Annotated in this window: 15 protein-coding genes; 3 read left to right on the top strand and 12 right to left on the bottom strand. The window is 51.7% G+C overall.

The genetic code is table 11. The features are described 5' to 3' along the window. Positions 1–35: 35 nt before the first annotated feature. Both ACO0LN_RS05275 and ACO0LN_RS05270 read right to left on the bottom strand, forming a co-directional pair. Positions 36–908: a DMT family transporter gene (locus ACO0LN_RS05275; RefSeq protein ID WP_422971660.1), complete on the bottom strand. Its 873-nt coding sequence runs from the start codon at positions 906–908 to the stop codon at positions 36–38. A 140-nt stretch (positions 909–1,048) separates the two neighbouring features. Continuing rightward, on the bottom strand, positions 1,049–1,603 hold the full coding sequence (locus ACO0LN_RS05270) for a hypothetical protein (RefSeq protein WP_422971658.1): 555 nt from the start codon (positions 1,601–1,603) through the stop codon (positions 1,049–1,051). Between the two features lie 176 nt (positions 1,604–1,779). Here ACO0LN_RS05270 and ACO0LN_RS05265 point away from each other — a divergent pair, with 176 nt between their 5' ends. After that, positions 1,780–2,352, top strand: a complete 573-nt coding sequence (locus tag ACO0LN_RS05265) for a hypothetical protein (RefSeq protein ID WP_422971656.1) — start codon at positions 1,780–1,782, stop codon at positions 2,350–2,352. A 9-nt stretch (positions 2,353–2,361) separates the two neighbouring features. Here the strand turns inward: ACO0LN_RS05265 and ACO0LN_RS05260 are convergent, their stop codons facing one another. The 7 genes from ACO0LN_RS05260 to ACO0LN_RS05230 form a co-directional block, all read right to left on the bottom strand. Next, the gene (locus ACO0LN_RS05260; protein WP_422971654.1) at positions 2,362–3,171 is read right to left on the bottom strand and encodes a TatD family hydrolase; all 810 of its coding nucleotides are present in this window, start codon (positions 3,169–3,171) and stop codon (positions 2,362–2,364) included. Positions 3,172–3,608: 437 nt separating this feature from the next. Then, entirely contained in the window at positions 3,609–4,364 is a 756-nt protein-coding gene (locus ACO0LN_RS05255; protein ID WP_422971652.1) for a LytR/AlgR family response regulator transcription factor, read from the bottom strand. 22 nt (positions 4,365–4,386) lie between these two features. Then, positions 4,387–5,727, bottom strand: coding sequence for a sensor histidine kinase (locus ACO0LN_RS05250; RefSeq protein WP_422971650.1), 1,341 nt, complete (start codon positions 5,725–5,727; stop codon positions 4,387–4,389). Between the two features lie 108 nt (positions 5,728–5,835). Then, positions 5,836–6,267, bottom strand: a complete 432-nt coding sequence (locus tag ACO0LN_RS05245) for an ANTAR domain-containing response regulator (protein ID WP_422971648.1) — start codon at positions 6,265–6,267, stop codon at positions 5,836–5,838. 109 nt (positions 6,268–6,376) lie between these two features. Then, entirely contained in the window at positions 6,377–8,839 is a 2,463-nt protein-coding gene (locus ACO0LN_RS05240) for a prolyl oligopeptidase family serine peptidase (RefSeq protein ID WP_422971646.1), read from the bottom strand. Between the two features lie 178 nt (positions 8,840–9,017). Continuing rightward, positions 9,018–10,442 carry a M16 family metallopeptidase gene (locus tag ACO0LN_RS05235; protein ID WP_422971644.1) on the bottom strand — a complete coding sequence of 475 codons (1,425 nt, stop codon included), beginning with the start codon at positions 10,440–10,442 and terminating at the stop codon, positions 9,018–9,020. A gap of 4 nt (positions 10,443–10,446) precedes the next feature. Beyond that, positions 10,447–11,769, bottom strand: a complete 1,323-nt coding sequence (locus ACO0LN_RS05230) for a M16 family metallopeptidase (RefSeq protein WP_422971642.1) — start codon at positions 11,767–11,769, stop codon at positions 10,447–10,449. A gap of 306 nt (positions 11,770–12,075) precedes the next feature. Here ACO0LN_RS05230 and ACO0LN_RS05225 point away from each other — a divergent pair, with 306 nt between their 5' ends. Further along, positions 12,076–14,034: a methyl-accepting chemotaxis protein gene (locus tag ACO0LN_RS05225; protein ID WP_422971640.1), complete on the top strand. Its 1,959-nt coding sequence runs from the start codon at positions 12,076–12,078 to the stop codon at positions 14,032–14,034. Positions 14,035–14,115: 81 nt separating this feature from the next. Here the strand turns inward: ACO0LN_RS05225 and ACO0LN_RS05220 are convergent, their stop codons facing one another. Both ACO0LN_RS05220 and ACO0LN_RS05215 read right to left on the bottom strand, forming a co-directional pair. Beyond that, on the bottom strand, positions 14,116–14,514 hold the full coding sequence (locus ACO0LN_RS05220; RefSeq protein ID WP_162061588.1) for a glutaredoxin family protein: 399 nt from the start codon (positions 14,512–14,514) through the stop codon (positions 14,116–14,118). A gap of 142 nt (positions 14,515–14,656) precedes the next feature. After that, positions 14,657–14,836, bottom strand: coding sequence for a hypothetical protein (locus ACO0LN_RS05215; protein WP_422971637.1), 180 nt, complete (start codon positions 14,834–14,836; stop codon positions 14,657–14,659). A gap of 508 nt (positions 14,837–15,344) precedes the next feature. Between ACO0LN_RS05215 and ACO0LN_RS05210 the strand changes: the two genes are divergently transcribed. Beyond that, positions 15,345–16,874, top strand: a complete 1,530-nt coding sequence (locus tag ACO0LN_RS05210) for a peptide MFS transporter (protein WP_422971635.1) — start codon at positions 15,345–15,347, stop codon at positions 16,872–16,874. 69 nt (positions 16,875–16,943) lie between these two features. Here the strand turns inward: ACO0LN_RS05210 and ACO0LN_RS05205 are convergent, their stop codons facing one another. Next, entirely contained in the window at positions 16,944–18,335 is a 1,392-nt protein-coding gene (locus tag ACO0LN_RS05205) for an RtcB family protein (protein ID WP_422971633.1), read from the bottom strand. Positions 18,336–18,437: the final 102 nt, after the last annotated feature.

Genomic DNA, 18,437 nt, shown 5'->3' with positions numbered 1-18,437 from the left:
CATATAGAGTCAGCGGCATTTTTTAAGGTCAATCTTTAAGCTGTTTTTTGAGCTGGCTGGAACACCACAAGCCAGGTCGCCAGTACCACACCTGCGCAGCCTATGACGGTATTCATGGTGATATGTTCATTGAGGAACAGATAGCCCCACAGCAAGGCAAACAGCGGAATCAGGAAAGTCACCGTCAAAGCCTTGGTTGGCCCCAGGTCCGCCATCAGGCGGAAGTAAATCAGGTAAGCCACTGCACTGCATAACAAAGCAAGTGCCACGGCCACCATTGCAATAGTTGCCGTGATTTCACCCTGCACTGGTGCCAGCGGCAGGAAAGGCATCAATACAAATGCGGCACCTACTTGCGAACCCGTTGCCATTTGCATGGGTGTGATGCCTGTCAGTTTTTTCTTCGTATAGATACCGACTATCGCATAACACAATGTTGCACCTACGCAGGCCAGCACTGCCAGCACCAGCTTGCTGTTGAATTCCACCGGCCCCAGTCGCACCAGGAAGGCCACGCCGAGCACGCCTATCGCCATGCCAGCCATCTTGCGCAAGGTCAGCCGCTCACCCAGGAATGCCGCACCCATCACCGCCCCCCAAAGCGGGCTGGTGGCATTCACGATGGCCGAGTAACCGGCAGGGATGCTCAGTGCAGCATAGGAATAAAGGGCAAACGGCAAGGCCGAATTAATCGTGCCGAGGATTAAAAATGACTTCCAGTTTGTACGAAAATTCATCGCCCGATTGGTCACATACATCAGCGTCAACAAGGCGATACCTGCCAACCCCACCCTGACCTCAGCGCTCCACAATACCCCGACCACGGGCGCCAGTACCCGCATGAACAGGAAGGACGCACCCCAGATCGCTGCCAGGGAAATCAAACGTAATAAATCAGCACTGCGCATTAAGCACTCCATGAGTATCCAGACCAGGACAGCAGCTTAACAAACTAAGTAAAAAGCTGCTGGCAGCTTTCGGACATGGGAGAAATAAGTACTGAAACTGAATAGCTGGCTTTGAATGATGCTACATGCTTACTAATGTTTTACTTTGCCAGACCCATGTTCACATTGGGGATACCGACGGTATTCGGATAAAGCTTGTGTACCAATTCTGTTGTATAGGCAAACCTGTCTACAGGATTTGACATGGACCATTGCGTAGTATTAGTTTTCCTGCCGATATCTACTTGAGCAGTGGCAAAAAAATCACCAACATAATAGGCCTTGCCAGGCTTGAATACCAGATTGCGTATCGGGTTACGGAAACTTCTGACGTCCCTGACATTACCGTCTGCATCTGTGTACACAATTTCATCGATATCGCAGGTCGATGGTTTTATCTTGATGACATGCACAGGATTTTCAAGATAAAAACGCAGCAGGTACTTACTGCCATCCTGACACTTGAGATTTAGCCCCATGCTGATATATCCATCTGCCGAAATCAGCATTTTTTCAGTCTTGATCTGAAAACTGCCATAGATAAAACTGTCCGTTTCGGTCAGTTTTTCATCCGGCTTCAGGCGCGGAGTGTAATTGGCACAGGCGACCAGGGACAATGCGGGTAATAGCAGCGCGAGGGTGGTTTTTATTTTCATGAGAGAGATAAAAGTACGGGATACATAATGGCAACAAACGATACAGGGTTTCATGCTGGCTTGCAAAAAATCTTGGCAGGGTGATTTGAACTGACTTGATACATTCCGGTACTGACGGGGATTTTGCAGATGATAAGCTTGCAAAACTTTTCTACACGCTATACAGAAAGTTTTCCATGGCAACTGCAAACCCCACTTCCCTGATGATAGCTGCCGCTGTGGGTGCCTTCATCGTCTGGCGTATCATCTCGCGCATACGGCGCATGGTGGGCAGGCAGAAATACTCTGGTGTGCGTGCCATGATAACAGTGGGTATTTTCCCTGTCCTGATAGCGCTGGTGGCTTTGGGCGCCATGAAACATGAGGGCAACCTGCTGTTCATGCTGGCAGGCCTGATCGTTGGCAGTGGCCTGGGCATGTATGGCTTGCGCCTGACCAAATTTGATAACAGCCCTGCCGGGAAATTCTATACGCCAAATGCCCACCTGGGCATAGCGCTGTCATTGTTGATGATAGGCCGCATCGCCTGGCGCATGGGCAGCATTTATTTCACTACGCAATCTTTCGCTGCGCCACCTGGTGACTTTTCCAGCAGCCCGCTGACTCTGTTCCTGTTTGGCATGCTGGCTGCGTATTACATCAGTTATGCAGCTGGCCTGTTGCGCTGGTCGCATGGTTTGCAAAAACCAGCGGCAGTGGCAACGCCAATCGCTGCCGATGTCATTGAAAGCACTGATCAAACAGGTTGAACGCTGGTATTAGCCAACTAAGGGCAAGCCAAAAAACTGCGCAGTATTTTTTCGGATTTGCTGTGCCAGTGTCACGGGCGATATCCGCAAGATAGCAGCGACTGCTTCCAGCACAACCGGTAAATGCATGGGCTCATTGCGGTTATCCTGCGGGCGCACCGGCAGATTACGCGGCATTAGAAACGGCGCATCTGTTTCTATCATGAGCTTGTCTTTGGGCAGAAATTTGACCGCCTTGCGCAAATCATCCCCACGCCTTTCATCACAGATCCAGCCGGTAATACCGATGTGGCAATCGAGGTCAAGATAGGCACGCAACTCTTCAGTATTGCCAGTGAAGCAGTGCACTACTGCACCTTTGAGTTGTGGACGGTATTGCCTCAACAGGGCAAAGAAATCCTCGTGTGCATCACGTTCATGCAGGAACACTGGTTTTTGCAAACCTACGGCCAATTGCAATTGCGCTTCAAAACAGGCGCGTTGCTGTACTTCCGTCGAGAACATACGGTTATAGTCGAGACCGCATTCGCCAACGGCCACCACAGTGTCGCTGGCCGCAAGTTTTTCTATGGCTTTTGCACATTGCGCATTCCAGTTCTTTGCTTCATGCGGATGCACGCCTGCGGTGCTACTTAAATAGCCGGGATAAGTTTGTGTCAGCGCGTGTGCATCATGGCTGGCACGCTCGGATGTGCCGGTGACAATGATGTGTTCTAAGCCGGCCTGCTTTGCGCGTGAAATTACGGCATCAAGGTCATTGTGAAAACGATGGTTGCTGAGGTTCGCACCGATATCTATCAGTGCAGGTTTTTGTAGCATGGTATAAATTTCCTGTTATTTTTATTATTTGGATTACTAGCCGCTCAGTAAATAATACAGATAAAACTGAGGGTATTCAGAAGCAGAAACTGCAAGGGAATAGTCTGGATATGTCCAAATCTTATTTTTAAAAAGATGACGCTGGTTTCAACGTCAGCGCCATCTTAATGCGACTTGAATGAAAACATCAAGCGTTTCGTTTTTTGATTGTGGTTTTTTGCAAATCAGAAGCTCTTACTGCGCGATGGAATGGTTGGGATGGAGATAGGGTTCCAGCGTCAATTCATTGAGGTGAATTGACCGAAACCCATCCCCACCCTAGCCCTCCCCTTGAAGGGGAGGGAACTTGGCTATCTTCTTTTGTTGAGGAAATTGATTCAAACTGCTGCGTAACCAAGGAAGGCAACAATCCCAAATTCGCTTTAATAGCTATCCACCTACATTGGTTTGAAGCGCCATGCATAAGCCTGACTGACCTTGAGCTTTTCCTGCAAACCCCGCAACTCCACCGTGTACTTGCCCAGCTCATCCCTGTGTGCACGGGTAATCGCATCAGCGCGCACCACAGTGCCGCGATGCACTTGCCAGAAGATGTCCGGGTCAAGACCATCCATGATTTCTTTCAAGGGCTTGCGCACATGGGCTTCATCATCGGCACAGACTACACGCGTGTATTTTTCATCTGAACTGAAGAACAGGATTTTTTCTACCGGGAACATCTTGATGGTGTCACCCACGCTGGCACTGATCCAGCGTATACGTTCTGCGGTCGTATTCTTCAGACGCTTGTCGAGTTCAGACATGAGCTGGCTGACATCTGCCACCGGTTGTTTGCTGGCGATGCGCTCTTTTAATCTGGTGACTGCTTCATGCAACCTGATTTCAGACACAGGCTTGAGCAGATAATCAACGGCACCAGCGGCAAAGGCATCCAGTGCATGGCTGTCATAAGCTGTGGTGAAGACGGCATGGCAGCGCCCTTTTACGGCATGGGCCACATCGAGGCCCGTCATGCCTGGCATGCGTATGTCCAGAAAAGCGATATCCGGTTCTTCCTGGTGTATGGCTTCCAGCGCTTCGGCACCGTGTTCGCATTCAGCCAGTATCTCCAGCTCTGGCCAGACTTTATTGAGCATGCGGCGTAATTCTTTACGTGGTAAATCTTCGTCGTCGGCGATGATGGCTGTGGTCATGTCTTTACTTTCTTTATTTCTATCAGGCTTCCAGAGGCAGCAATATGGTCGCGGCAACACCGCCTTCAGCTCTTGCTTTCAACACCAGGCTGGCGCGTATTCCATAGGTGGATTCCAGCCTTTCGTGGATATTTGCCAGGCCTATGCCAGTGCCAGAACTGCTGCCTGCAAAGCCAACGCCATTGTCAGCAACTGTCAGTTCCAGCATGTCTTCGCCATCACGATTGATTTTCTTCGCATGGACTGCAATATGCACCGCACCTACCTTGGGTTCCACACCATGTTTGACGGCATTCTCGACCAGCGAAATCAGCATCAGTGGAGGCAATGCGGCATCTGTCACTTCACTATCAACGCTATAACTGAGGCGCGGTATGCGTGCCTGCATCAGACCCAGGTAAGCGCTGGCAGCTTCCAGTTGTTGCCTGAGCCTGGCCTGGACAGAACTGCCGTCATTGCGCATTTGCGGTATGGTGGCACGCAAATAATCGACGAGATGATCAACGATAGCAGTGGCTCTTTCAGGTTCCGTGAGGATGGCAGAACGTACACCAGCCAGGGTATTGAACAGGAAGTGCGGTTCCACCTGCGCTGCCAGTACCGACAAGCGCAATTCAGCTTCACGGCGTGCCTCTTGGGCGAGGCTGAGTTCACGCTGGCGCATGACTTCCAGCAGGCGTTTTTTCTGGCGGAAGAAATACCAGAGATCAACTGCACCTGCAGTATAGGTGACGAGCCCAAACACCAGCATGAAGGAAAAACCTTGTAGCAACATTTTCAAGGCAGGTGAATGCTCAATCTTGCTGATGCTCTTGTCCTTATCACTCTCCTCAACGCGGCGCACCGTAATACCTGCCGCCGGCTTGTCGGCTTTAGGTGTTGACGCACTGGTGGCGGTGATGCTGCCGCCGACGGCAAACTCCATATTTTCAGCGCCATAAGCCAGGTATTTAGTGGCGTAGTTAGTCCCGGAAATAATGCCATAACTGATACCTGCGCCAACCAGCAATGCCGTGATCAGCAATATGGCTTCTTTCTTGCTGGCATAAGCCTGGTTCCTGACCCATACTGCCATTGCAGGGCCAATCAGATGCAGGGCCGTGCCACCGATGGTCAGGGGAACAAAAGCCACTGCCAGTTTGCGCAGATCTGTATCTGCTACCAGACCTGTCGCGATGACCAGCAAGTCAACAATGATGAACAAACCTATCCAGGCCTGCGCCCGGTAACGGAACCAGGTACGCGAAAATACAGGGTAATTGCGGGCGCGGGTCAGCCAGGTCTCGCTCCTTGCCGTCACTTCGGATGGCAATAACTGTTCTGAAGTATGTAAAGCTGTGCGCATAGGATTGGTGGCTGGCATGGCGTTTCCTTATATGGTTGTAGCTAGTCTAAGGAAAGTCGTAAAGAGAAAGGAAGAATGCGATAAAACTGGCTGGCAGTCGATGAAACGCGATTTTGCAGCGACGAATTATTCCGTCGCCGTTTCGCCGCCAGCCTCTGGGGCCGCTTCCGCTGCACCTGCTCTTTGCTGTTTGGCAATACGTATGATGGTATTGCGTATGGAAGTCAATACGGCGACAGAATTGAAAGGCTTGACGATGAAGCCATGGACACCACGCTCCTGCGCCGCCTGCAATACAGTCGCATCGATTTTTGATGACACCAGGAATAATAATGCCTTGGGCAAGTCTGCCCTGATCTTATCGAGCAAGGCCAGGCCTTCTTCATCGGTTTCGCCGATATCGACACAAACGATCTGCGGCTTGAGCTTGATCACGCGGGCCAGACTGGCGGGTGCCAGGTTGGCATCCCCCACCACATCATGCCCGCCGTTCAGCAGAACAGAAGACAGTAAATTGCGGGCAACAGCATTGGCATCCAGAATGACGGCTTTTAGCATGGCTAGATGTAGAAAAATATTCAATTTGCATATTAATGCAAAACTTTAAGTTCATGTAAAAAAGCGGCAGATCTGTCGCATCTGCCGCTTTTTCATTTTTTTTGCCGCCTTACTCTCTCGTGCTATCAGGCTTGGCATTCTTGACATACATCTCCAGCCAGCGGTCTTGTTCCCACAGCATGTGCAATATCGATTCGCGGGCGCGGTAGCTATGGCTTTCATTTGGCAGCATCGACAGCCTGGTAGCGCCGCCCAGTCCCTGTATAGCCTGGTACATACGTTCACTTTGCATGGGAAAGGTGCCAGAATTATTGTCTTGTTCACCATGGATGAACAGGATAGGGTCCTTGAACTGGTTGGCGAAATTGAAAGGCGACATTTCCTGATAGACCTTGTTGGCTTTCCAGTAATTCCTGTCTTCAGACTGAAAGCCGAAAGGCGTCAGGCTGCGGTTATAAGCACCCGAACGGGCAATCCCCGCGCGGAAAAAGCGGGTGTGCGCGAGCAGGTTGGCCGTCATGAAAGCACCATAGCTATGACCACCGATAGCGATACGGTTGCGGTCTCCCACGCCCAGACGCACCACTTCATCAACAGCGGCTTCGGCATCCATCTTCAGTTGCTCAAGATAGGTATCGTTTGGTTCTTTCTTGCCTTCACCGATGATGGGCATGGTAGGGCCATCCAGCACGACATAGCCACGGGCCAGCATGGGCAGCGGGCCATTATAGGAAATGCGGTTGAACTTGTAGGGTGAACCGAGCACCTGGCCAGCCGCTTCTGCCGATTTGAATTCACGCGGGTAAGCCCACATCAGCACAGGGCGCGGACCATCGCGCTTGGGGTCATATCCAGGTGGCAAATATAGCGTGGCGGTCAGATCTACCCCATCTTCACGTTCATAACGGATTTGCTGTTTCTTGATGCCCTTGAACTGGGGCATGGGATGCGGGAATTGCGTCAACACGCGCGGTGCCGCACTGGCCTGCAAGTCATAGAAATAGAAGTTTGGCCTTTCTTCGACTGACTCACGGCTGGTAATAAAGCTGTTGCCCTTGTCATTCAGCAAAGCCAGTATCTCTTCATAATACGGGGCTTGTGAGCGCCACAGACGGGTGATCTGTTTATTGGTCAGGTCAAATTTATCGAGGAAGGGACGGTCACCCTCGGCACTGGCACCGGTGCCGGTGAAAAAGATGGCCTTGCCGTCTGGACTGATGCGCAGGACCAGACGACCCTGGGCATTCTGGGTCATGACCGGGTTGCCAGGATTGCTGTACTGGTCTTCTGACTTGCGGGCAAACATGAGCTCAGGCTTGCTGTCCGGCACGCCTGGCTGTATGCGCCAGGTGCGGGTATCGCGGGTCTTGCCCCAGTTCTCGGTGACCACAGCAAGATAATCATTGCCCCACTGCACATTGCCAAAACGCCAGCCCAGATCCATGATTTTTTGTGCTGGAACATCGAACGGGGCCGCTTGCTGGAACAGGGCGTCATGGATCTTGCTATTCATTTCAGGGTCGCCACCCGCCTGCGCTTCCAGCCAGTACAGAGTCGCAGGTTTGTCGGTGCGCCAGCCAAAATCACGCGGGCCAGCCTGCACGGCATCATTGCCTGTAGGGATGCGTTCACGTAGCGGGCGCTCAGCCACGGTCTTGACTTTTTTGCCCTGGATATCCCAGAGTTCTATCAACTGGCCAAAACGATCTACCGGCAACATGGTGGAGTAGGGGCGGCGCAATTGCGTGGTCAGTATCAGTTTGCCATCCGGTGAAGCCAAGGATTTGATCAGCGTCATGGGGCGTGAGATACGACGCAACTCACCATTCAGGTTGACGATGCCGAGTTGAGTCTGCAGATACCAGTCCAGGGTGTCGCTATCACGCGCTGTCCTCAGCATGTCGGGGTAAATGCGGTTTTGCAGCGCCTTGCCGCCCTTGGTCTCTTGCATATTCGGCCCGGCGGGTACTGCAGGCAAGGGTGGCAATTCCTTTTGATGCAGGGGAGTCAGCCTGACCAGTATTTTTTCTGAACCTTCTATCCATGAAAAACCGGGGCCGGTTACGGCATTCAGTTTGTCGGCCATCAGGCGGCGAGCCGTGCCTTTTTTGATATCCAGCAACCACAATTCGACACCGCCATCTACCCACAGGCTGAAAGCCAGCCACTGTTCATCAGGCGACCAGGCGGTTTCGGCTATCTTGAGCTTGGCTGGCAAGCCTTTGACTTCACGCGCTTTGCCGGTAGCGACATCCAGCAAACTCATGCCATTGCCAAAATCAAAATGGCTGGCGGCGCGGGTACGTGGATTGATGCGCAAACCTGCGAGGCGCAGCTCTGGCTGCGAGACATCGGCAATACTGGGCAGGCCAGGCAGGGTCAGCAGCAATGCTGTCTTGCGTTGCGGCCCCAGGCGGAACAATGGCCCCCTCGGTGCATCGACGACAGCCTGTAATTCTGCCGGTGGCAGCTGGTAGCCGGATTCTGCTACATTGCCAGCCTGGATCTGGTAACTTGCCGACGCTGACAGAGCGAGTGCAGCGGCGGCGAACAAGGGTTTGATACGTATCATTAACAGAGCATCCCGATGTACAACTTGACAATAATTTCAGGGCTAATTTGATAATTTTTTGTGCCCCATAAAAAACTAACGCCCCTTATTTGCAACTAAGGGGCGGAGTTTTTTATTGCATTGTAAGCGCTTTACAGGCTTTTTACAGCTTAGTTAAGGTCTCATGATGGCATATCACTTATTTTGCGCCGGGTGCAAAGCCGTTGCCAGTAATGTCGAGTTCGGTCACTTCGCCATAATTGGCAGCTATGCTGCGTATGCTCTCTGCCTTGCCTATCAAGACCATTTGCAGCTTGTCACGCGGGAAGTGTTTATCGACCAGTTGTTTGGCTTTCTCAACATTAAGGCCATCCACATCACGCATGAAGTGATCAATTTGTTCACGCCCTACCTTGGCAACAAACATGTCAGCCAACAAGCCAGAGAGTTGCTGGTTGGTTTCAAAACGTGGCGGGAACTGCCCTTTGACATAGGCCTTGGCTGATTCCAGGGTCGCTGCATCGATGCCCTTGTCCCACAGGCGCTGGTAAGTCTTGGCTGCCAGTGCCAGTGCGGCCTCTGTCTTGGGAGTGGCAGTAAAGCTGGAAACAGCAAAGCTACCTGTTTCAGCCAGCGGGCTGAAACTACTGCCCGCGCCATAGGTCAGGCCAGAATTGACACGCAATTCATCATTGAGCCAGGATGTAAAACGCCCACCCAAAATGGTATTGATGACTTGCAGCGGTACATAGTCAGGGTCATTGCGTGCTATGCCCTTGCCACCGAACAGGAAGGTGGTTTCAACCGCGTCTGATTTGTTGACCAGCCAGACGCGGGCCTTGTCTGCCTCGACCTTGCCGTTGGCGACAGTTGCAGGCATGGCAGCGGTGGATTTCCATGCACCGAACAAGCTGGCCAACTGGGCGCGCATGACGCTGGGCTTGAAATCACCGACGATGACCAGAGCGGCATTTTCTGGCCTGTAATAACTTGCATGGAATTTTTTGGCATCCTGAACCTGCAGCGCTGTCACGCTGTTGACCGTGCCGGTGACTGGATTGGCATAGGCGCCATTACCGAACAACATGCTGCGGTAATAGGTTTGCACGACATTGCGCGGGCTTTCTTTGGCTTGCTTCAGACCATCTACAGTGCGTGAACGCAGCTTGCCAAATTCTTCTGCTTCAAATGAGGGGTGCAATACCGCGTCAGCAAAGATGGGCAAAAGTACATCCATATCGGCGCTGGCAAAATCCGCGTTCAGGGAAGTGGCTTCTGTCGAGGTGCTGCTGGCTATGCGTCCACCGCGAAAATCAAAGGTCTGGTCCAGGGTCTTTTTATCAAACTTACTGCTGCCTAACAGCAAGGCATCGCCAGTCAGGTTGGCCAGACCTGCTTTGTCAGCATCACTGACGGCACCAGCCTTGAGGACGGCACGCACGGCAATCAGGGGCACATCGTGGCGCTCCATCAGATATACGGTCAGGCCATTAGGCAGTTTGGTGGTCTCAAAAGCGGGCAGGCGGAATTCGGCAGCCTGGCTATTTGCAGCCAGCAAGCTCAGGCTGGCCAGCCCGACCAAACTGCAGGCCAGAGTTTTCTTACTGATCATTTTCTGAGTCATCTTCTTATTCCTCCACAGCGGCGAGTACGCCTACTGTTCTTTGTGATTTTTTAAAGTATTTGGCAGCAACGTTCTGGATATCGGCAGGAGTCAATTTGCGATAGGCATCCGGTGCGTCAAACAATTTTTTGTAATCGCCGAAGAACATTTCATATTCACCCAACTGGGCAGCCTTGCCATTGATGGTTTCCTGGGTGCGATAGAAATTCAGGAGTTTCTGGTTTTTTACTTTTTGCAATTCATCTGCCGTGACACCATCCTTGACCAGCTTGTCTATTTCGGCCAGCAAGGCAGCCTCAATCTTGGCGGCAGGTACCTTGTTGGCAGCAACGGCAAAGAAATTGAACAGGCCGGGGTCAAAATTCTTGCCATGATCGGCACCAACCTGGGTTGCCAGACGCTGATCCACCAGGGCCTGATACATGCGTGAAGTCTTGCCATCGGTGAGTATGCTGGCGATGACACTCAGGGCATAGTAGTCAGGGTTGCTGGTCGCTGGCATCTTGTAAGAGACCATGAGATTGGCCGCAGTCGCAGACTCCTTGCGCACGAAGACCCGGCGTTCGCCTTTTTGTTCAGGCTCTACCGTACGCACGACAGGTGGCAGGGCGCGCTGTGGCACATTGGCAAAATACTGTTCGGCCAGGCGTTTTACTTCTGCTGCCTTGACATCACCAACGATGACGGCCACCGCATTATTCGGGGAATAATAGACATTGAAATAACGCTGCAAATCATCTTGCGTCCAGGCCTTGATGTCGGACTCATGACCGATAGTAGGAATGGAATAAGGATGGGCGCGGAAGGCCGAAGCATAGACTTCCCCCCACAGGGCACGCAGGTTCGAGTTCTCCAGGCCAGTGCTGCGTTCGGACAAAACCACGCCGCGCTCGCTCTCAACCATCTTTGGGTCTATGCTGAGATTGGCGATACGATCGCTTTCGAGATCAAAAATGGTCGGCAGGGCGGTGGCCGGGAACCAGTCCTGGTACACCGTCAAATCATTACTGGTATAGGCATTATTGGCGCCGCCATTGGCTTCCATGGTGCGGTCAAATTGCTTGGGGCCGAATTTTTTCGAGCCATTGAACATCATGTGTTCAAAGAAATGTGAGAGGCCGGTGATACCCGGTACTTCATTACGCGAACCGACTTTCCAGTAGGTGTACATGTTCGCATTGGGTATCGTGCTGTTTTCCAGTACCAGGAACTTCATGCCATTTGGCAGGGTAAAGGTTTTCACCTGCTCAGCCGTGACAGCCTGGGCCGTACCCGCCATCATGCCCAGATAAAGACCACCGACGGCAGCCATGGTTTTCCACTTCATTGCATTTTCTCCCTTGTATGCTTATTTGTCTATTTAATGATTGCAGATATTGATCCAGCAGTTATGACAGAGAATACCGTCGCTAGTTCTGGTCAAAAATATTATGGATATATAAAGACAGATGAATCTATACCTTAACTTGTCTTGAGGGCAAGCAAAATCGTTGCACAAATCGTTGCAAATAATCACGATTGCACTATGCAACTTATTCACTGCGTTATTCACTGCGGCAAGATTGTCTTAATCCGTCATATCATTCATAACATTGCAGGCATTCCTGCGCAGAAAAATGCAAGGTTCGAAACGATGATATCCACTCCTTCTCCGGCCCGCTTTGGTTTGCGGGCAAAAATGCTGTTTGCCGTGCTGGCCATGGTGCTGGCTGGTTTTGCCGTCACCATCAGCCTGCTGACCAGACAGGCTGGCAGCATGCAGCAGGAATCGGCCCAGCAATATGCGAAACAGCTCGCCATCAACAACGCTGGCAAGGTAGCCGAACGCATCAACCTCGCGCTGCATGCGGCACGCAGCCTGGCGCTGGAACTGGCTGCGATGCAGACCAGCGGCAAGGCAGACCGCGCCAATGCTGATCTGTTATTGAAAAGCGTGCTGGAAGGCCACCCTGAATTTACTGGCGTAGGCACGATATGGGAAGCCAATTCTTTCGATGGCAAAGACAGTGAATACGCAGGCAAAGAGGGCCATGACGCGACTGGACGCTACCTGCCTTACTGGAACCGCGGCAGCGGCAAGACCCAGGTCGAAGCGCTGACTGATTATGAAAAAGAAGGCGCAGGCGACTATTATTTGCTGGCCAAAAAAAGCGGTAATGAAGTCTTGCTCGAACCCTATATGTACAAGATCGCTGGCAAGGATGTATTCATGACCACGGTCACCGTTCCGGTCAAGGCCAAGGGCCAGGTTATAGGCGCGGTGACGGTGGATTTGCCGGTAGCGGGTTTCCAGGAAGATGTCAGCAAAATCCACCCTTATGAAACCGGCTATGCCAGCCTGATATCCAATAACGGTATCTATATCGGCGATGCCGATGCAAAAAACGTGGGACAGAATATCGGTGATGGTGCTGCTGCAAAAGCCGCCAAGGCAGCCATCAAGGCCGGCCAGACTTATAGCGATACGCTGGAGCACAGCGGCATGCAAACCACTGTAAAACGTATTTACGTACCCGTGCAGATAGGGGCAACCACGACGCCATGGTCTTTCGTCATCAGCGTGCCAGAAAACAAAATCCTGGCGGACGTGCATTACCTGCGCAATACCGCCATCCTGATCGGTATATTCAGCGTACTGGTCGTATCGGCCATCCTGACATTCGTGATTAACAGGCTGGTCATTGCGCCGCTGGGTGGCGAGCCGGATGTTGCCGTCAAGATAGCCAGGAGTGTGGCTGAAGGAGACCTGACCACGGTGGTAACATTAAAAACCGGCGACAACAGCAGCATGCTGTACGCCCTGCAGGGCATGCAACAACAACTGACGTCCATGGTCACGCATATCCGCGACAGCAGCGAGTTTGTCTCGAATGCATCAGGCGAAATCGCCATGGGCAATATCGATCTGTCGCAAAGGACAGAGAACCAGGCATCATCACTCGCACAAACTGCCAATAGCGTGGAAAGCCTGAACCAGACAGTCAGGCAAAATGCCGGCAATGCCGAGCAGGCGCGCCAGCTCGCCGTCTCGGCAGCGCAGACGGCGCAACGCGGCAGCACCCAGGTAGATAAAGTGGTCAATACCATGGCGGGCATCTCGGCTGAGTCGAAGAAGATGTTTGACATCATCGCCGCCATTGAAGGCATCGCCTTCCAGACCAATATCCTTGCGCTGAATGCGGCAGTCGAGGCGGCCAGGGCCGGTGAACAGGGCAGGGGCTTTGCAGTGGTGGCTTCAGAAGTGCGCAACCTGGCCCAGCGCAGCGCCATCGCTTCGAAAGAAATCAAATCACTGATAGAAACCTCGATTGCCAAAGTCGATCTGGGTTCCGAGGTGGTGGGTCATGCAGGCAAGACCATGACCGAGATACTGGCGTCAGTTGAAGGCCTCTCGACGATACTCAATGAAATCTCCAGTGCCTCTGCCGAACAGAGTCATGGCATCGCCCAGATCACGAATGAGATAGGTTTGATGGACCAGACTACCCAGCAAAATGCAGCACTGGTGGAAGAGTCAGCGGCGGCGGCGGCTTCACTGAAAGAGGAAGCGCAAAAATTGTGGCAGGCACTGCTGGTGTTCAAGGTGCATTAAATCACAAGCTACCGTCGGGTAAAAAACAAATGGACATCAAGACCCGTGTCTGATGTCCACTTTTCATTCTTCAACTTGTCGCTATTTCGCCGCAGTCTGCGTCTTTGCCAACACCTGCAAGGCGTCATTGAATACCTCAGGCTGATAGCCCCGTATCATGCGCTTGCCTATGATGATGACGGGGACGCCACCACTACCCAGTTCTGCATGCCTGCTGGCAGCGGCTGGGGATTTTTCTACATCCAGGTCAGCGTAGCTGATCTTGTTTTCTTTAAAATAAGCACGAGTCATATTGCAAAAACTACAGCTGGCTGTGCCATACATCACTACCTGGGTTTTTGCCTCGCTCAAATGAGCAGAATAATCGGCTTCCTGGTAAGCGGGTTTCATCCATACACTCAGGCGTGGCAAGACATAGCCTATCAGCAGGCCCACGGCGATGATGGCGACATAGGTCAGGATCGTCCTGGCTGTTTTCATACTGGCTTTCATTCAACAAGATGTGATGAACTAGATTTTCCCACAACAGTGACCAGGCTGTTACTGGTCACTGCTGTGGGACAGATATGCCAGGCCAGCGGCTCATAAGCACAGTGGCCAGGGCTTTATCCCTGAAAAATCCTTATTCCGGATACCCGTTCAGGCATTCTTCCATACAGGCAGCCCAAGCCTCAGAGCCACGTGGGCCTTGCTTGATGCATTCTTTATTGCAGAAATAGAATGGAGGAGGGTAGGCAAACGCAGCGCTGCAGCCAATTGCCAATGCAAGTGCAATTAATTTTTTCGTTGTTGATTTGAACATCGAATTCTCCTGATTTATTGAGTGATGGGGAAACAGAACAACCCCGTAACATTCGCCCCCAGATCAAATGCCGGTTTTTTAAACCTGAACAAAACCTGAATAATTCCCGTCTGCCAGCAAGTTCACAGATTTTGTCTTCCCTAGCTGGCTCATGCTTTTTTGTAAATTACTAATTCGACAAAATAATACCATCAAATATATTTGTATTAACAGTATTTAACTATTGCACCTGCACAGAAAATTTGCTTTTTTATTACTTATTTTGTTGCAAAAAGCGCCTACTTCATAGGTGAAATGTCTGCAACTCCACTAAAGTACTTGTTAAGCACCCATGGGAAATAGGCGTAGCAGTTTTTGCTGCAATGCAGCATATGTCTTTTTATATGATATTTTTGTCGTGGTAAGCTACGCGCCGAATTGACTCAATTCATATCATTTCCAGGTACGCGTTGAAAAAAATTTTGCGACCAGCTGCAACTTTTATACAAAATAATTATTGGAGAGCACTTTGAACCAAATTCAAACGCCAGGTGCACACACTATTCTGGGACACCCGGATAGCTTGTTCGTCCTGTTCTTTACAGAGATGTGGGAACGGTTTTCTTATTACGGCATGCGCGCCTTGATCGTGCTGTTCCTGACCAGCAAACTCATAGATGGCGGTTGGGGATGGAGCGACGAAGAAGCTCTGTCCTTGTATGGCTGGTATACCGGTCTGGTCTATCTGACCCCTATCCTGGGTGGTTATATTGCCGACAAGATACTGGGCAGCAGGCGTTCTGTAGTACTTGGAGGTTTCATCATCGCAGCTGGTCATGCATGTCTGCTGTTTGATACGCCAACCACCTTTTACATAGGTCTCGGCCTGGTAGTTGCAGGTACGGGTTTGTTCAAACCAAATATCTCTGCCATCGTAGGCCAGTTGTATACCAAGGAAAATGAAGCCGGCCGTGACGGCGGCTATACCCTGTTCTACATGGGCGTGAACTCTGGTGCATTCTTCGGTATTTTGCTGTGCGGTTACATAGGCGAGAAAATCTCCTGGCCCATGGGCTTTGGTCTGGCCGGTGCCTTCATGTTATTGGGTGCAATCCAGTTCTATTTTGGCCAGGGTATCTTTGGTGATATCGGCCTGGCAAAGTCCCAGCAAACGACCGAAGTCGTCGCAGTTGAAGAAGCAGAACCACATATCGTAGCCGACCGTCTGTTGGCGATTTGCGTATTTTCTTTCTTCACCATCTTTTTCTGGTTCGCATTTGAACAGGCTGGTGGTTCCATGACCATTTTTGCGGATAAATTTACTGACCGCACCCTGGTCGGCACCAGCGGCATGGTGTTCAAGGTCATCAATAGCCTGATGACTATCATACCTACCGTCATTCTGTCATGGCTGTTAATCAAATTATTCGCTGGCACGGCCAAGCGTTATCTGCTGTCAAATGCGCTGTTGGTCACCTGCATAGGCGCAATCTGGGTGCTGGTAGTCTGGATGTTGCAACGTGAATTTGCGCTTGAGCAATCTGATGTTCCCGCAAGTTGGTTCGGTGTATTGAACTCTTTCTTCCTGGTGATACTGGCACCGATGTTTTCCAAAATGTGGGAAAAACACTGGAACCCTAGCGGCCCTATCAAATTCGGCGTTGGCCTGATCTTGCTGGGCCTGGGTTTTGCTGCGCTGTCATATGGTGCTGCCAGCATCCCCGCAGGCGCAAAAACTGCAGGCGTCAGCATGATTTTCCTGATCGCTGCTTACTTTTTCCATACCATGGGCGAGCTGTGCATTTCCCCGGTTGGCCTGTCTTACATTAGTAAACTGGCACCGCCACGCTTGCTGGGCCTGATGTTTGGTGTATGGTTCCTCAATACGGCGATTGCAAATAAACTGGCTGGTTACAGCGGCAGTTATATCGGAGCAATCTCGAAACAATATTCATTGTCAGTCTTCTTCCTGATCTTCACTCTGATACCGATAGGTGCAGGTATTGTCCTGATGTTGCTGAATAATTGGATGAAAAAGAAAATGCACGGCATCCACTAAGCTGTTCGCTGCATAAAAAAATCCCCGCCCAATTCATATTGCGCGGGGATTTTTTATGGCACATGAGATTTACGCCTTGAATGTAATCCAGGGCTTGAGCCTGACTGCTGCCTTAATCAGGCCTGCGGTTTCTTGCGCTTCTATGACCGGGCCTATGGGTTTATAGGCTTGCGGCGCCTCTTCTACCTTGCGTTCTTCACGCAGGGTCACACATTGCCAACTGGCGTCGGCATTGTCATGACGCAGGCGTCGGACTTCCTGCCTGCGTACGCGGCGACCTGCACCGTGGCTGCATGACCATAACCAGTCGGGATTGCCAAGCCCTTCTACCAGGTAACTGGCATCGCCCATGGAGCCGGGGATCAGGGCGAGGTCACCCTCGCGCGCCGGAGTTGCGCCTTTCCTGTGGATGTTCATGCCGTGCTCACGCAAGATGACATTGTGCGGCACATCGACAATCAGGGACGATTTGGCATCCCCCAGCACGGCTTGCAATTGCTGCCTGACCAGTTCTGCCAATACCATGCGGTTGGCCCAGGCATAGCGGGCTGCCACGCCCATGGCTTGCAGGTACTCTTCAGCCAGCGCACCACTGAGACCATACAAAGCCGACTCAGGATGCTTAAGGCCAGCAGGCCATTCTGCCCTGGCCCTGTCCATCCAGCGCTGGCCTACATAGAAACCAACATCGCGTGAGCCACTATGTATCATGACGACGATATCGTCCTTGGCCAGACCTGCACGATAAGCGAGGTGGCGGTCAAAGACGGCATCGACGATCTGCAACTCGACAAAGTGATTACCACCGCCTGGCGTACCCAGGCTGGGGTCGCGCACGATGCCATCACGATTGAACCAGGCCTCAGGTGCATAACGGCTGGCTCCACCAAATTCCTGCAAGCCTATGCTGGCAGCAAGTTCTTGTTGCAGGCGGTCGCGGTCTGCCGTGGCCCAGATGCCGCTGTCCGGCAAGCTGTCGAGAAAAGCCGATGGACCCGCATCGCTGAGTGCGGCAAAGGCCTTGGCATGGGCAGGCACATCCCGGCCATTTTCCAGCAAGACGCGTTGCAACTGACGTATCAGTGCAGGTTTGTGCTGGCTTGCCTGGGACAAATTAAAGCCTGTAGTCAACAAGCGCATGCCGCAATTGATGTCAGTGCCTATCGCTGCGGGAATCACAAAGCCAGCATCGGTGGCAACGATGGAACCTACCGGCGCAATACTGCCGGGATGGAAGTCTGGCGTAGCACAGGCCTTGCACACCGCATGATGCCCGTCCGCTGATTTGACTGCGGCAAACGCCATTAACTGTTTTACTGCCTTTTCTTCCAGAGGAAGACTATCAGGCAATAAGACAGTGGCCTGCGCATGTTCATGATGAAGTTGAAAAATGCCATTGGCATGGTCAACGCGTATGCCCTGTCTTTGCAGGGCAATTTTTAAGCGAGAAATAGAAGTCATAGCTGCTACCAAAATTTGAAGTACAGGTGCGCCTCCGGCATTTCGGGGGCATTTGTACCTCTAGCAGCAGCGCCAAGAGGAAGATTTTTAGTATAACTAAAA

This window comes from Undibacterium sp. TC9W, assembly GCF_049339865.1.
GTDB lineage: Bacteria > Pseudomonadota > Gammaproteobacteria > Burkholderiales > Burkholderiaceae_D > Undibacterium.
This window is presented reverse-complemented; position numbering and strand designations above follow the sequence as displayed.

Coding starts and splice junctions, on each gene's coding strand:
- ACO0LN_RS05275 (WP_422971660.1), bottom strand. CDS start 908: ATGCGCAGTGCTGATTTATTACGTTTGATTTCCCTGGCAGCGATCTGG.
- ACO0LN_RS05270 (WP_422971658.1), bottom strand. CDS start 1,603: ATGAAAATAAAAACCACCCTCGCGCTGCTATTACCCGCATTGTCCCTG.
- ACO0LN_RS05265 (WP_422971656.1), top strand. CDS start 1,780: ATGGCAACTGCAAACCCCACTTCCCTGATGATAGCTGCCGCTGTGGGT.
- ACO0LN_RS05260 (WP_422971654.1), bottom strand. CDS start 3,171: ATGCTACAAAAACCTGCACTGATAGATATCGGTGCGAACCTCAGCAAC.
- ACO0LN_RS05255 (WP_422971652.1), bottom strand. CDS start 4,364: ATGACCACAGCCATCATCGCCGACGACGAAGATTTACCACGTAAAGAA.
- ACO0LN_RS05250 (WP_422971650.1), bottom strand. CDS start 5,727: ATGCCAGCCACCAATCCTATGCGCACAGCTTTACATACTTCAGAACAG.
- ACO0LN_RS05245 (WP_422971648.1), bottom strand. CDS start 6,267: ATGCTAAAAGCCGTCATTCTGGATGCCAATGCTGTTGCCCGCAATTTA.
- ACO0LN_RS05240 (WP_422971646.1), bottom strand. CDS start 8,839: ATGATACGTATCAAACCCTTGTTCGCCGCCGCTGCACTCGCTCTGTCA.
- ACO0LN_RS05235 (WP_422971644.1), bottom strand. CDS start 10,442: ATGACTCAGAAAATGATCAGTAAGAAAACTCTGGCCTGCAGTTTGGTC.
- ACO0LN_RS05230 (WP_422971642.1), bottom strand. CDS start 11,769: ATGAAGTGGAAAACCATGGCTGCCGTCGGTGGTCTTTATCTGGGCATG.
- ACO0LN_RS05225 (WP_422971640.1), top strand. CDS start 12,076: ATGATATCCACTCCTTCTCCGGCCCGCTTTGGTTTGCGGGCAAAAATG.
- ACO0LN_RS05220 (WP_162061588.1), bottom strand. CDS start 14,514: ATGAAAACAGCCAGGACGATCCTGACCTATGTCGCCATCATCGCCGTG.
- ACO0LN_RS05215 (WP_422971637.1), bottom strand. CDS start 14,836: ATGTTCAAATCAACAACGAAAAAATTAATTGCACTTGCATTGGCAATT.
- ACO0LN_RS05205 (WP_422971633.1), bottom strand. CDS start 18,335: ATGACTTCTATTTCTCGCTTAAAAATTGCCCTGCAAAGACAGGGCATA.